The organism is Arenibacter catalasegens (assembly GCF_002909235.1).
Taxonomy (GTDB): Bacteria; Bacteroidota; Bacteroidia; order Flavobacteriales; family Flavobacteriaceae; genus Arenibacter; species Arenibacter catalasegens.
In genome coordinates this window covers 157,062-171,207 of record NZ_PHQQ01000007.1, presented here as the reverse complement: position 1 = coordinate 171,207, position 14,146 = coordinate 157,062, and the positions used below count along the sequence as shown (strand labels likewise).

Annotated in this window: 13 protein-coding genes; 5 read left to right on the top strand and 8 right to left on the bottom strand. The window is 36.7% G+C overall.

Going from position 1 to position 14,146, the window contains the following annotated elements; genetic code table 11:
* Positions 1-265: 265 nt before the first annotated feature.
* Together CWD90_RS08155 and purB are read left to right on the top strand one after the other, a co-directional pair.
* Complete coding sequence (locus CWD90_RS08155; protein WP_317045713.1) at positions 266-757, top strand: adenylosuccinate lyase; 492 nt, start codon at positions 266-268, stop codon at positions 755-757.
* A 109-nt stretch (positions 758-866) separates the two neighbouring features.
* Positions 867-2,210, top strand: coding sequence for an adenylosuccinate lyase (gene purB, locus CWD90_RS08150; RefSeq protein WP_103475445.1), 1,344 nt, complete (start codon positions 867-869; stop codon positions 2,208-2,210).
* 131 nt (positions 2,211-2,341) lie between these two features.
* On the opposite strand, the gene CWD90_RS08145 is transcribed toward purB, so the two are convergent.
* Entirely contained in the window at positions 2,342-3,157 is an 816-nt protein-coding gene (locus tag CWD90_RS08145) for a mechanosensitive ion channel family protein (RefSeq protein ID WP_103475444.1), read from the bottom strand.
* A gap of 235 nt (positions 3,158-3,392) precedes the next feature.
* Here CWD90_RS08145 and CWD90_RS08140 point away from each other — a divergent pair, with 235 nt between their 5' ends.
* Positions 3,393-4,001 (top strand): hypothetical protein, encoded by a 609-nt coding sequence (locus CWD90_RS08140; RefSeq protein ID WP_239986486.1) that lies wholly within the window; start codon positions 3,393-3,395, stop codon positions 3,999-4,001.
* Here CWD90_RS08140 and CWD90_RS08135 read toward each other — a convergent pair.
* The 5 genes from CWD90_RS08135 to CWD90_RS08115 form a co-directional block, all read right to left on the bottom strand.
* Positions 3,998-5,539, bottom strand: a complete 1,542-nt coding sequence (locus CWD90_RS08135) for a GH3 family domain-containing protein (RefSeq protein WP_103475443.1) — start codon at positions 5,537-5,539, stop codon at positions 3,998-4,000. The genes CWD90_RS08140 and CWD90_RS08135 overlap by 4 nt on opposite strands.
* Before the next feature lie 181 nt (positions 5,540-5,720).
* On the bottom strand, positions 5,721-6,266 hold the full coding sequence (locus CWD90_RS08130; RefSeq protein ID WP_103475442.1) for a DUF4252 domain-containing protein: 546 nt from the start codon (positions 6,264-6,266) through the stop codon (positions 5,721-5,723).
* A gap of 67 nt (positions 6,267-6,333) precedes the next feature.
* Positions 6,334-6,882, bottom strand: a complete 549-nt coding sequence (locus CWD90_RS08125; RefSeq protein WP_103475483.1) for a DUF4252 domain-containing protein — start codon at positions 6,880-6,882, stop codon at positions 6,334-6,336.
* Between the two features lie 10 nt (positions 6,883-6,892).
* On the bottom strand, positions 6,893-7,315 hold the full coding sequence (locus CWD90_RS08120; protein WP_103475441.1) for a hypothetical protein: 423 nt from the start codon (positions 7,313-7,315) through the stop codon (positions 6,893-6,895).
* Positions 7,302-7,811 (bottom strand): RNA polymerase sigma factor, encoded by a 510-nt coding sequence (locus CWD90_RS08115; protein WP_103475440.1) that lies wholly within the window; start codon positions 7,809-7,811, stop codon positions 7,302-7,304. The genes CWD90_RS08120 and CWD90_RS08115 overlap by 14 nt, the downstream gene beginning before the upstream one ends.
* Positions 7,812-8,053: 242 nt before the next feature.
* Between CWD90_RS08115 and CWD90_RS08110 the strand changes: the two genes are divergently transcribed.
* Positions 8,054-9,538: a S41 family peptidase gene (locus CWD90_RS08110; protein WP_103475439.1), complete on the top strand. Its 1,485-nt coding sequence runs from the start codon at positions 8,054-8,056 to the stop codon at positions 9,536-9,538.
* Positions 9,539-9,634: 96 nt separating this feature from the next.
* Positions 9,635-11,107 carry a S41 family peptidase gene (locus CWD90_RS08105; RefSeq protein WP_103475438.1) on the top strand — a complete coding sequence of 491 codons (1,473 nt, stop codon included), beginning with the start codon at positions 9,635-9,637 and terminating at the stop codon, positions 11,105-11,107.
* 96 nt (positions 11,108-11,203) lie between these two features.
* Here the strand turns inward: CWD90_RS08105 and CWD90_RS08100 are convergent, their stop codons facing one another.
* Positions 11,204-12,259, bottom strand: a complete 1,056-nt coding sequence (locus tag CWD90_RS08100) for a YncE family protein (protein WP_103475437.1) — start codon at positions 12,257-12,259, stop codon at positions 11,204-11,206.
* Between the two features lie 14 nt (positions 12,260-12,273).
* Positions 12,274-14,118, bottom strand: coding sequence for a TonB-dependent receptor (locus tag CWD90_RS08095; protein WP_103475436.1), 1,845 nt, complete (start codon positions 14,116-14,118; stop codon positions 12,274-12,276).
* Positions 14,119-14,146 lie beyond the last annotated feature (28 nt).

The window sequence follows — 14,146 nt, the reverse complement described above, 5'->3', positions numbered from 1 at the left end:
TTATACTTTCCACTTCAACCCCCCTCTTTCTTTTATGGTTGATTATATCTTTATCCCGGTCCAAATAATGGCCTTTCAAAATGTTTCCATTACTATTTGTTGTTCGTTATTTTTATATTTATTCCCCCAAATCAATCATGGTGTTTAAATATTAAAAGGCTTATTATCCTGAAAAAATCAACATTAACAATTAAGTGTTTTGACTTACATAGAACTCTATAACTCCCTTGATTACGTTAATCATTCCAGACTTAAAAGAATGGAGATGTCCAACCTTGTCCTTAATAATCCCACCAATATCAAAACAATTCTAGAAATAGCCTTTAAAGTAGATGACCCTATTTCCTGCAAAGCGTGTTGGGTATTGGAATTTACTTTAAAGGAACATTTACACTTGCTTTTTCCATATCTAGATAGATTTATTGAAAACATAGGTTCAGTATATTTGGATTCGTCCGTGCGACCTATGGCAAAAATATGTGAGATCCTAATGAAGTCTTACTTTCAATCAAAAGATATTTATACTTGCAAGGCACTTACAAACCAACATTTGGAAGGTATTACATCAGCGTGTTTCGATTGGCTCATTGGTGATCATAAAGTGGCGGCTCAAGCTTATTCAATGACAAGTCTTTTATTATTAGGTAGGAAATTCTACTGGATCCATCCAGAATTGAGGGTGATTTTGGAACAGAACTACCAAAATGGCAGCGCAGCGTATAAGGCAAGGGCCAGGATGACCCTTGCAAAGCTATAATGAAGTACAAGTCCTAAATAAATAAAAGGAACAATCTTTCGCTTAACTTTTAAACTCTTTAACTTATGGCTATCTTTGCGCTTTTCCAAAATCAAACAAATATTACAAAATGTCATTAAACAAATTAAACGCCATATCTCCTATTGATGGTAGATACAGAAATAAAGTAGAATCCTTGGCTTCATATTTTTCTGAAGAGGCGCTTATAAAATATAGGGTACGGGTAGAAATTGAATATTTTATCGCGCTTTGCGAAGTTCCGCTACCTCAACTTTCAAATTTTGACAATTCTAGGTTTAACGATTTACGAAAAATCTATATTGATTTTAACTCAAAGGATGCCAATGCCATAAAGGATATTGAAAAGGTTACTAACCACGATGTCAAGGCTGTTGAGTATTTTATTAAAAAAGAGTTCGACAAATTAGGTTTAGAGGCCCATAAGGAGTTTATCCATTTTGGACTTACCTCTCAAGATATAAACAACACAGCTATTCCTCTTTCCATTAAAGATGCAATGAATGAGGTTTACGTACCCCAATATTTGGAGGTGCTAAACAAATTAACAGCTTTGGTCAAGGATTGGGAAGCTATTCCCATGTTGGCCAGAACACATGGGCAACCGGCTTCTCCTACCCGTTTAGGTAAGGAAATCGAAGTTTTTGCTGTGCGTTTGGAAGAGCAATTTAATCTACTTAACGACATTCCAAGTGCTGCCAAATTTGGCGGCGCCACAGGGAACTATAATGCCCATAAAGTAGCCTATCCTCAAATTGATTGGAAGCAATTTGGTCAAAAATTTGTACAGGAAAAACTTGGACTACACCATTCTTTCCCAACTACACAAATAGAGCATTACGATCACATGGCTGCATTATTCGATTGCCTGAAGCGGATCAATACTATAGTGATAGATTTAGATAGGGATTTTTGGACCTATGTTTCGATGGACTATTTTAAACAAAAAATAAAAGCAGGAGAAGTAGGATCTTCTGCTATGCCTCATAAAGTAAATCCAATCGATTTCGAAAACTCAGAAGGGAATTTAGGAATAGCAAATGCCATTTTCGAGCATTTGTCTGCCAAACTTCCTATCTCAAGATTGCAACGGGATTTAACGGACAGTACAGTACTTAGAAATGTTGGAGTGCCGTTTGGCCATACCTTAATAGCCTTTCAATCTACTTTAAAAGGATTAAATAAATTGCTCCTGAACAAAGAGAAATTTGAGCAAGACTTAGAAAATAATTGGGCGGTAGTGGCAGAAGCCATTCAAACAATTTTAAGACGTGAGGCTTATCCCGATCCTTATGAAGCATTGAAAGGATTAACCCGGACCAATGAGAAGATTACCCAACAATCTATTTCCAATTTTATTGACACCTTGGAGACTACGGATGCGATCAAATCCGAATTGAAACAAATTACACCGAGTAATTACACCGGAATTTAAAAGATATCGGATTTCAATTATCCGAGCAAAAAGTTAAGACATTGACTTTTATAAATCATTAAGCAATCTTGAGTTACATAATAATACTCTAGATTGCTTTTTTTATAATGGTCTAGGATGACAGCTTGAAATTATCCCTTCTTTTGTATCTCCACCTGATGTGGATACGGAATTTCAATACCAGCCTTATCCAAGGCTATTTTACAATTTTCCAGTGTTTCAAAATATACCGCCCAATAATCTTCTGGCACGCAAAAGGGTCGTACTGCAAAATTCACTGAGCTATCCGCCAACTCCGATACATTAACCGAAGGCGCTGGATCTTTTAACACCCTTGGATTGGACGTTAAAACTGCTAATAGAACTTCCTTAGCTTTCTTTATATCCTCATTGTAACCAATACCTATGGTAGTATCAACCCTCATTTTGCCCTCCGCAGTATAATTAATTATATTTCCATTGGCCATAGCACCATTGGGCACAATGGCCAATTTATTCTGAGGGGTAATCAATTTTGTGGTGAAAATTTCAATTTCCTTTACCGCACCCAAAACGCCCTGGGCCTCAATTAAATCACCAATTTTGTAGGGCTTAAAGATCATAATCAAAACTCCGCCAGCGAAGTTGGACAATGAACCTTGCAAAGCCAGTCCCACAGCCAGACCTGCAGCAGCGATTACTGCCGCAAAAGTGGTTACATCAACACCTAATTGATCAATTACCACCAGAATTAAAAATAACTTCAATATCCATGATACCAGACTAAGTAAAAAACGTTGAAGGGAATCTTCATATTTACTACTTGACATCATTTTTCGAGTACCCCCAACAATCCGTCTAATCACCCATGAACCAATAATAAAAATCAATAACGCGGTTAGCACCTTAGGTCCAAACTCCTTTGCGAGTTCTATCGCGTAATTAATCCATTCTTCTGCTTTTTCCATAATAGTATATAGTAAGTGTTAAAAGTATTACGAATATAAGATTTGTTTTAAAATAGACTAATTGCCAATTTAAACTATATAATAGGCGATTGGGATTGGTATTATTTTGGTGGCAACCTAAATTTCTCAGCAGGTTTGGAGGTAATAAAGGTGTATTAATGATGTAAATACTAAAGTTTAGGATAATTTTTGCTCTTGGAATGCTATTTGTTGGTATATATTTTTATACTGTAACATGAATTTACTCAATACGAAAACGATAATATACATCTTGGCCATTTCCGCTACATTATCTATGAATGCACAACATAATATCCCAAAATCCATTGAAAATGAAGCGCTAAAAGCTATTTCCTTTTACCCCGAATTGAGGGAATGCAATATTGAAATTCGGTTTAAAAAAAACATTAAAAAATCTACCATGCAGGCTAGGCCAACTTTTCAAAGTTTCTTTAAAAAAAGAAGCAATAGGAGTTATGTGATTTTGATTAGTGAAACTTTTAAGATTTCTGACAAGGAATTTACTACTAAGGATATTCCTTCCAACATTTTAATTGGTTGGGTAGGCCATGAACTGGGACATATCATGGATTATAAAGAAAGAAGCAAAATCAATTTAATTTCATTTGGGATAAGATACCTCTTTTCAGATCGCTTTATAGTAGAGGCTGAGCGCAGCGCCGATACCTATGCCGTTGCACAAGGAATGGGAAAATATATTCTTGCAACCAAGAACTTTATTTTAAACCATTCTGACATTACCGTTTCCTATAAAAATCGAATTAAAAAATATTACCTCTCCCCTGAAGAAATTATGGTATTGGTAGAAGAGCGCAGCCGTTAGGTTTCTGTTGAGACTTTTGATTGGACAAATTGTTCCCAATCGGCAAATTTTTCCTCGTTCATAACTCGTTCCATTTTTACTTGTCCACCTTTTTTTTTGTTCTTGCCATTCCAGTCGTGAAAAAATATTGTAGAAACCACCTTTACCTTCAATCCTTTTAGGGACTTGCCCCTAGCTACCTTATAGTTTTTGTTGGCCTTCATCAAAAATTCGTCCAAGGAGTTGGAAAGTGAGTCGCAATCAGGATTCTTCAGCTCGGCACCGAGATACCAACAATGATAAAACTCGCCATCTTCACAACGTTTGGCACAAATGGTATATTCGGGAATCTTTGTATCATAAACATCTTCTAAATGTCTCATAGCATCATCCATTTTGTTTACCGAGAGCTGAGACCCTACTGTATTTAAGAAAAACTTTGTGCGTCCTGTTATCTGTATTTCAGCCTTGCCCAAATTTGTAAACCTAATGGTATCCCCAATTAAATAGCGCCAAGCCCCACTTACCGTAGAAATAATAAGTACATAATCTTGATCCAATTCTACCCGGTTTAAAGCAATCGCAGGTGCATTGGGAATTAGGGAGCCATCTTCCTGAATATATTCTGGTTTAAAAGGAACAAACTCAAAATAGATACCATTATTGGTAATCAATTGCATGGCCTTGGTTTCTGGCCTAGTCTGACATGCTATAAAACCCTCCGACGCCAAATAAGTGTCAATAACGGTAATTGGATGTCTTAAAAGAGCATTAAAACTTTTTTCATAGGGTCCAAAGGCAACACCACCAGAGGTATATACTCTTAAATTGGGCCAAATTTCATGGATGTTTTTTAGATTATGGTATTCAATGACTTTTTGAAGCATTAATTCTATCCATGAAGGAATACCGCTTAAGGCTCCAATGTCCCATTTTGAGGCTTTTTCAGCAATACGCTCAACTCTTTTATCCCAATCCTCAATTTTCGCAATTTCCTCCCCGGGCTTGTAATAACCTCTAAACCAAAAAGGAATATTTCCAGCACTTATACCGCTAATTTCGCCTTCCATAAATTCATTACGTTCCTCCAAATTAGTGGAACTACCCAGCATCATAATTTCCTTTTCAAAAAAATCCGCAGGTAAATCAAAATTACTCAATGCAAAGACCTGCTTAAGTCCGGCAGCCCTAATAGACTCGACCATATCATCAGTTACTGGAATTCTCTTACTACTTTTACCTGTAGTTCCAGAACTTATTGCAAAATAGGAAGGTTGGCCCGGCCAGGTAACATTTTCATGTCCATTATGCAATTTATGCCACCATTCATCATTTATTTTATTGTAATCAAAAAAGGGGATTTTTTCGGCAAAAACACTTGGTAAATCCTGAGAGTTCAAGAGGGTTTCAAAATTGTAACACCTACCAAAATCGGTGTTTTTAGCCGTATCCAAAAGGTTCTGGAGCACTTCCTGTTGTTCTCTCCAAGGGTCTTTTTCCGTAGTAAAAGTTTCCTTTAAATGAATTGCACCTTTAATAATATTTCCTAGGATTGCCATCGTGGATAATTTTGATTACCAATGTCTTCCGCAACTCCATTAAAATAATCAAGTTTAGATTCACTAATCCCAATTAAGAGTTGATTCAAAGCATAAATATCCCCAATACCCAATTATGAACTTATTTCAAAACAAATAATGTTTAACGCATTTAATATAACGCCATCTGCAAACTATAGATTCAACTCTTTAAGAACTTTCCGATCTCTCCCAAGCCTTCTCCTTTATAATCGGATTTTTCAACTGCCTTCATAAATTGAACCAATTTAGCAGGGTTCATATTTTTGCCCAAAACCCTAACCAACATAAATCCTTTATCATCACTATCACCATAGATAACTACCTCATCAATGGCATCATCATTTCCTAGATATCTTACGGAAGCTTTTCCGTAACTAGTATTCATTTTCATCAACTCCGTGAATTTGCTGTTTTTAAATATGGAATTGATATTCGATTTTTCTTTTTGAAACTCCGATAGGTTATCTGCTGTTATTTTAAATGCCAAAACATTTAATTTTTTTAATGACCCAAGTGCTTCCCTCTGGTCTGCGGTAAGATCCGCTTTATCCATATTTAATAAGCTTACCGGCAGATCTACAGATAAAAAATTTGGATTATCCGCATTGTGCACATAGTACTCCTGCAGGCTCGGCGTTGACGAACATGCGCTCATTACAATGGCCAATAACATTCCCATAGCCAATTTTCCAATTAATTTTTTCATTTTCCGTGTTTTAAGTTCTTAGACAACATGCGCAGCAGGTTTTTAAAAACCCACTGCGCATGTCCATTTATTTCTTATTCTTGCCTGCCTTACTCAGTTCTGAAGGTAAATTCATCTTTTGCGTAAGTGACCCGATCTTATTTAAATCTATATCTCCAGTTAAGGAAAGTAATACCGTTTCTATTTTACGGTCATTGATTTCCACATTCATATTTTTGACACCCGTTACAAACATTAACAGTTCGCTCACATGGTCTTCATCCTTTCCGCTTTTGATATAAAATTTCACATTGGCATCCTTATCCTTAACCCTCATAAGTTCCTGTAATGATGAGGATTTTAAGTATCTTTCCATGGTAGACTGCATATCTGCAGAAACCTTTTTGTCCTCTGTGATAAAAACCTTTAGATTTCTTAGATTTTGGGCTATATCCATAAAATCCTGTGCTTCTTTGTCATCGACCTCCACGTTTATTTTACTTAATAACTTAAACATACTTTCGTTGACCACAACGGCACTTACATTATCTAAATCCTCATACTTATCGAACATGGATTGCGAAAATCCAATTAATGGCAGTACTGCTACCAAGGCTATTATAATATTTTTTTTCATCTTTTTTAATTTAATTTCTGTTGTAAATTTTTTGTTTTGTTTCTTCAAATTCTCTCAAATAGGCCACTTTCTCGGTTCCTCTACCAAGATTGGTCGCCAAAAGACTTAATGCCTTTTTGGTTTCCTGATAGGCGAATTCCGCTTCTTTCTGTTCCTGGTAGCTTCTTCCAAAATATATACCAAACACTAAGATGCTTACAGCTGCAACGGAAATCCACTTTATATATCTTTTTTTACTAGGTTTTAGTGGAACCTGCTTGGTAAACCGTTCTTCTTTGGCAATGGAAAAATACTGAAATAACGAAGCATATTTTTTTAAGTGCAAAGGAACATCCTCCTTTGTAAAAAAATCCCTCAATATTTCTTCTTCGGCAACTGTGGTAGTTGCTTCAAAATACTTTTCCAATAATTTTTCTATGTTATTGAATTCCATAATTGTGCTTTTGTACTAATTTCTCCCTTACTGTTTTTCTTGCCCTGGATAATGTTACCCTAACGGCAGTTGCACTCATGCCTAACAATTCCGATATTTCTCCAAATTCATATTGTTCAACATCCCGTAGTTGTAATACCATTTTTTGTTGCTCGGGCAATTCTTCCATAATTTTTTCTACCCAACTTAAACTGTCACTGACCTCTACTTGGGTTTGCAATGAAACATTTTCATCCTTATAATTACTATGCACCAATTTTAGATTCCCTGCCTGTTTGGATTTAAGTCGGTCCAAGCAAAAATTCTTGGTCATCATCATGGCATATGCCTCTACATTATTATAGCCGGTCATCACTTTTTTTTTGGACCATAGCTTCATTAAGATTTCTTGTGTGGCATCCTCCGCTTCTTCTTTAGAAACCAATAAACGTTTAGCTAACCTATAAAGTTTATCCTTAAATGGTAAAACCACATTTAAAAACTCAGTTTGTTGCATTTTGGTTTAGTTGTTTTATAATCCTTAATAATAGGCTTACAATAGGAAGACGACATACATCGAATATTGTTACAATTTGTTTCTATTTCTTTACAATGTAAGTAATTTAGCCCTATGGAAACCAAATAGGTAATATATCCGTATATATTTAAAATCGTTCCCCAAAACTGATGTTTACTTTTTTAATGGGATGATATTTGCTCGCCACAGTTAATAATGTTTCGGCGTTTATTATACAAACTATGAAGAAGTATTTATTAGGATTTTTAGGATTGAGTTTGTTTCTCAGCAGTTGTAGTAAGAATGATGACAACCTGGTTACAGGAGAGATTGAAGAAATAATTGCTACCCCAGAAATAGATATAACGGTCCAAGATTTTATGTGGCAGACTATGAATGCATATTATTTTTGGCAAAGCGATGTGACGGACCTTAGTGATTCTCGCTTTAATTCTAATGAGGATTATGTGACATTTTTGGAATCTGAGCAGGAACCAGGAAAGTTTTTTGACGACAAATTACTTTTCAGTGAAGACCGCTTCAGTTTTTATGCGGAAGATTATAAGGAATTGACACAGTCTTTTTCAGGTATCTCCAAGAGCAACGGTGTAGAATTTGGTCTAAGTTTATTTGCCGATAGCGATGATGTTTATGGGTACGTTCGTTATATCATCCCGAATTCCAATGCCGCTACAAAAGACATACAAAGGGGGGATATTTTTACAGGTGTTAATGGCACTACCCTGAACTTGACCAACTATGTAGATCTATTGTTTGGCGAAAGTGATACCTATACCTTGAATTTGGCTGATATCTCTAATAATACTATTACAAACACAGATAGGGAAGTTACTTTGACTAAAGAGGCTAACCTTACTGAGAATCCCATATTTATCTCCAATATTTTGGAAACCGGAGGTAAAAAAATAGGCTATTTAATGTACAATGGCTTTACTAACGAATTTGATGAACAGTTGAATGATGTGTTTGGAGAGTTCAAGTCATCTGGCGTAACGGATTTAGTATTGGATTTAAGGTACAATCCAGGAGGTTCGGTCAATTCGGCTCGATTATTATCGAGCATGATTTACGGAACTTTTACCAATAGTATTTTTCTTAAGGCCCGATATAACCAAAAGCTACAATTGGAATTTAAGGACTCCGAACTATTTGAGTATTTCGCAGACAAGACAGACAACAATACACCTATAAATACGTTAGGCCTAAATAAGGTATATGTTTTAGCTACCGGGAGTACTGCGTCAGCAAGTGAATTGGTTATGAATGGCCTGGAACCTTATATAGAGGTAATCCATATCGGAACCTCAACAACAGGTAAAAATGAATTTTCGGTAACCTTTGTCGATGATTTTGATAACGGAAATGTGTACAGTCCAAACAGGGAAGATAAAATCAACCCGGAAAATCAATGGGCTATACAACCATTAATTGGTAGAAATGAAAATGCCAACGGTTTTTCCGAATACACAGACGGACTTATACCAAATTTTGTCTTGCCAGAAGACATATCTAATTTAGGCGTCTTAGGTAATATGAATGAACCCCTATTAGCCAAGGCGATTGGAGAGATTACAGGAACTAGCGCAAAAATGGATTTGACAGTAAATATGCCGGTTAAACTGATAAGTAGTTCCAAAATGTTCACAAAAATCAAGGATAATATGTTTATGGATATTAAAAATCCATTAAACTTGACAAAAAAATAGAAGCTGATACCCTACAATTGGTGTCGGCAGTGCCTATAACCGTCCAACTAGGCGAATTTAAATAATGTGCGAGACTATAAACATTACAATTACATCATGAAAAAAATCCTAGGGCTTCTATTAATTAGTATGATTCTTTCTTGTTCAGACAAGGATGATGATGCCTTCACCTATCCAAAGGAGACAACTGTACAGAACTTTATGTGGCAAGGTCTAAATCAATGGTATTTTTGGCAGGCTGATGCGCCTAATTTAGGTGACAATAGATTTACTACCAATGAAGATTATGTAACCTATCTTGAAAAATACTCTGATCCGGAAGAATTCTTCTACCAAACCTGTTATAAACACTCTAATATTGTTGGTGCCAGTACGGCCATTGACAGGTTTAGCTTTTTAGAAGACGATTACAAAACCTTGGTCAACTCCCTTGAAGGCGTTTCAAAAAGTAATGGCTTGGAGTTTGGTCTAGCTCGAAATGAGGGCAGTACCGATCTTTTTGGATACGTGAGATACATAATTCCAAATTCCAACGCTTCCTCCAAAGATATTGCTAGAGGGGAAATATTTACGCGTGTTAACGGTACTCAACTTACGGATGCCAATTATGTGGGTCTACTCTTCGGAAATTCAGATACCTATACCCTTGGAATGGCAGATATATCTGGCACGGTTGTTACAGATAATGATAAGGAGGTAATATTGACCAAGGAAGAAGGATTACAAGAAAACCCCATACTGATCGCCAAGACGGTAGAGGTTAATGGAACCAAAATTGCCTACTTGATGTACAATGGTTTTACAAGTGGATATAATGAATTACTGAATACCGCTTTCGGACAGTTTAAAACCGAAGGCGCAACAGAATTGGTTGTCGATCTACGCTATAACCCTGGTGGTTCCGTAAACAGTTCCAGATTATTGGCCAGTATGATATATGGCACCAATACCGATGAACTATATGTGAGACAACGATGGAACGATAAGATACAAGGAGCCCTTAAGAAAGAACAACTTGAAGATTATTTTGCCAATAAAACGGATAAAGGAACAAGTTTGAACAGCCTAAACCTTACTAAAGTATATGTTCTTGCCACGGGCAGTTCCGCCTCGGCCAGTGAATTGGTCATGAACGGATTGGCGCCCTATATAGATATTTTTCACATTGGTGAAACTACTAGGGGAAAGAATGAATTCTCGGTAACCATGGTAGATGATATAGACAACGACTACATATATAGAGCCGATAGGGAGAATAAAATTAATCCGGGTAATTTGTGGGCCATGCAGCCGCTTATGGGGAGAAATGAGAATTCCGATGGCTTTTCGGACTATACCTCGGGCTTGGCTCCTGATGTAGTCCTAAAGGAAGACCTTTCTAATCTAGGAATCCTTGGAAACGTAACCGAACCGCTATTTGCTAGAGCTATCCAAGAGATTACCGGGGTAAGTGCCAAAAGGGATTTTACTGTAAAAATGCCAATAAATGAAGTTTCCAACACTAAGATGTTTACCCCAATAAAGGACAATATGTACTTGGACAAACCTCTTGATTTTACTTTTCAATAAGAATTAATATTTCTAAAAAAAATAAACCCCTCATTTACATGGTAAAGACCTAGTAAATGAGGGGTTCTAGTTTCTTAAGCTTACAGCCCTATTTGCCTAATTGAAGTATATCCCGCCAGGTATTAATCCCACATTTAGGGTTTCGATGGCCAATTTGGTATTTAAGTCATAAACGGTCAAGGTTCCATTACTTGCGTAGTCACCTGCATCCGTCCCGTATAACCGTCCATTGTGTACTGCCATTGTATAAAAGCTAACGCCTTCCAATACTACATCCAGACTTAAGCTAGATGCGGATGGACTTTGTTTGTACACCTTATCACCTAAATTATAATACAAATCACTTCCATCTAAATTTAACCCCCCTGGGTGCTGAGTAGTATCAAATTGAAAATTCGCATCTACCACATTGGTGGAAGTATTGATCTTGGAAAGTACTCCTGCCGTTTCATCATTGGTGTACGATGGTTTTCCAGATGCCAATACCCATAGGTTTCCAGAACCATCCAATTGCATCGAATTAGGTACATCACCAACGGTTATAAGCTTAACCACATCGTTGGTGGCCGTATTTATTACGGTAACCTTATTATTTTGTCCCCAAGCTCCTTGATGAGCTACATAAACCGTATTGTCCTTTGCCAGAATGGCTTCAGGCCCCAATACTACCGATATTGTTCCCTCCACAGAATAAGTTTGCAGATTTATAATCGCAACAAAATCATCCGAATCATCCGCAGTGTCCCCCCAATTGGTTACATAGCCTTTTCCGTTAACCGCAATGAAATACCTCGGATTATTCAACCCTTCATCAATACTTGCGATTTTTTCAAACGTATATCTGTTTACAACATTTATCTTGTTGGAGACATTGGCTACAATAAAAGCCTCCTCGTCTGTGAAACCGATGGACTGTACAACATTTCCAAGGTCTTCATCATTCGTCTTTTTATAAATACCATTTTCTACCATTGATAAATCCTCGGAAATAAAAGAGACAGTTCCAGAGCCATTGCTAAAGGGGCCTTCGTTGGAAACCAATATTCCATTTTCGTAATCACCCAAAGGCTCCTGAACCCCGTCATCATCATTGGTACATGACCAGGAAAGGCCCATAATCATTAGGGATAAAAATACATTTCTAATCTTCATTTGTTTAAGCTGTTTTAAAATTTAGTGATTAATTGTAGTTGAAAATTTCTATTGGGCATAGGTCTATATGCCACATTCTGATAATTTGTATTAAAAATGTTGTTGACCTTAAGACCCAAAATAAATTTCACCTTGGTCTTCAGAGCCCAGTGATAATCCAACCCCATATTACCCACAACATAACCTGGTAAACTATCACTGTTATCGGTTGTTGTGTAAACAGAGCCGTTGTACAGAAGTTGAGAAAAGGCGACAAGCCTCTTATATTGATACGCCAAATTAGATCTGAATAGATGCTCAGGGACATATAACAATTGATTGTTGGTGGTATTATCGGTAGATTTGGTAAAGGTATATTCGCTTTCCCAAGCCACAATTTGGTTCCCCCACTTCCTTTTCCAATCAAAACCAAGTTCCAAGCCATATTGGGAAACATCTTGTACGTTCATCGCCATCCAAATGCCCTGATTATTGGGCCGCCATTGGATTAAATTATCGGTTTTTATGGTATATATATTTGCTGAAAGGGCATGATTTTCACCCTTTAGTGATTGTCCCAGTTCCAACTGCCACGAGCTTTCGGGGGTGACGTCCAAATTACCACTAGCGCCAGCACCTGTCCAATACAAATCGTTAAAGGTTGGAATCCTATGGTTTTTGGACGCATTAATAGCTAAAGTGTAGTTTGTGGATACTTCATAACTACTATTCAATGAAAAAAGAAAAGGACTATCAAAATCACTGACCATTTCCTTTCTAAGGTTTATTCCATAATTTAATCTATCTGAGAGGTCATGTGACCACAAGAAAGTACCGGCAACAAAATTTCTATTGGCCTTTTCAATCGAGGTCCCTTCTGCACTAATTGAAGACAAATCGATTATTCCATTTAAGATGATTTTGTTTAATTGATATTTATAATCGTAGTTGGCAAGAAAAGTATTGGCTTGCCCAAAACTAAACTCCTCTCTTTGATTATTGGGGAAATAACGATAACGTTCGTACAAATGCCCTACTTTTAATCGGGCTATTTTTCGCTTATTAAAACTTCCCAACTCCACTAAGGACCTGTGGTTTAAATCCCTATAATTTTCATCAGCTGGGGCCGTCAATGTCCCTGAAAAATCCCGATCACCAAAAAATGTGTTATGGTAGACCTTTAATATTTGGGTTTCGGATAAAATAATGCCAACATTGGCATTTAAATTTAAATGATCATATGCTCCATTCTCATTTCTCCTATCCGTTCCTAAATATTTATAATCGTTATCAGAAGCAAGGTGATTGATCCCCAATTGTAATGATATTTTTTCATTACTAACAGAAGTATTAAAGCCAAGTTTACTGGTATTAAAACTACCATAACTTGTTAGCAAATTATTTTTCCAGCCTTCATTAAACTTAAAATTATCATTCAGCAAAACAGTTCCACCAACAGCTCCACTGCCGTATTGTACGCTGCCTCCACCGCTTCTGACCACTACATTGTTGTAATTTCCAGGAATCAAAGTATTAAAATCTGTCTGTCCTGTAAGTTGCGAATTTATGTTTATCCCATTCCAGACTACAGCCGTTTGTTGGGCGTTGGTTCCACGAAAAGACGCAGAGGATACCATTCCGTAACCATTTTCCTTAAAATAAATATTGGAATTATACCGTAATAAATCGGTTAGGGAAGCCCCGCTTTTTTGGCGGATAGAATCATTGATAGCCCTCACTTTTGTGCCCTTGGAGAAATGCAGGAGTTTTGCGTCGCTCAAAACAACCTCATCCAAAACTATTACACTGTCCCTTTGCCCAAAAACCTGTGCAATGGCCAATAATGCCCAAAAAAATAAAAAAATTCGTTTTTTTTCCATATTCAAGAAGACCCTTTTGCCCGAAGAT

Excerpts from the sequence above, each read along its gene's own strand:
- CWD90_RS08140 (WP_239986486.1), top strand. The coding sequence starts at position 3,393 with ATGAATTTACTCAATACGAAAACGATAATATACATCTTGGCCATTTCC.
- CWD90_RS08130 (WP_103475442.1), bottom strand. The coding sequence starts at position 6,266 with ATGAAAAAATTAATTGGAAAATTGGCTATGGGAATGTTATTGGCCATT.
- CWD90_RS08100 (WP_103475437.1), bottom strand. The coding sequence starts at position 12,259 with ATGAAGATTAGAAATGTATTTTTATCCCTAATGATTATGGGCCTTTCC.
- CWD90_RS08155 (WP_317045713.1), top strand. The coding sequence starts at position 266 with ATGTCCAACCTTGTCCTTAATAATCCCACCAATATCAAAACAATTCTA.
- CWD90_RS08145 (WP_103475444.1), bottom strand. The coding sequence starts at position 3,157 with ATGGAAAAAGCAGAAGAATGGATTAATTACGCGATAGAACTCGCAAAG.
- purB (WP_103475445.1), top strand. The coding sequence starts at position 867 with ATGTCATTAAACAAATTAAACGCCATATCTCCTATTGATGGTAGATAC.
- CWD90_RS08110 (WP_103475439.1), top strand. The coding sequence starts at position 8,054 with ATGAAGAAGTATTTATTAGGATTTTTAGGATTGAGTTTGTTTCTCAGC.
- CWD90_RS08125 (WP_103475483.1), bottom strand. The coding sequence starts at position 6,882 with ATGAAAAAAAATATTATAATAGCCTTGGTAGCAGTACTGCCATTAATT.
- CWD90_RS08120 (WP_103475441.1), bottom strand. The coding sequence starts at position 7,315 with ATGGAATTCAATAACATAGAAAAATTATTGGAAAAGTATTTTGAAGCA.
- CWD90_RS08105 (WP_103475438.1), top strand. The coding sequence starts at position 9,635 with ATGAAAAAAATCCTAGGGCTTCTATTAATTAGTATGATTCTTTCTTGT.
- CWD90_RS08135 (WP_103475443.1), bottom strand. The coding sequence starts at position 5,539 with ATGGCAATCCTAGGAAATATTATTAAAGGTGCAATTCATTTAAAGGAA.
- CWD90_RS08115 (WP_103475440.1), bottom strand. The coding sequence starts at position 7,811 with ATGCAACAAACTGAGTTTTTAAATGTGGTTTTACCATTTAAGGATAAA.
- CWD90_RS08095 (WP_103475436.1), bottom strand. The coding sequence starts at position 14,118 with ATGGAAAAAAAACGAATTTTTTTATTTTTTTGGGCATTATTGGCCATT.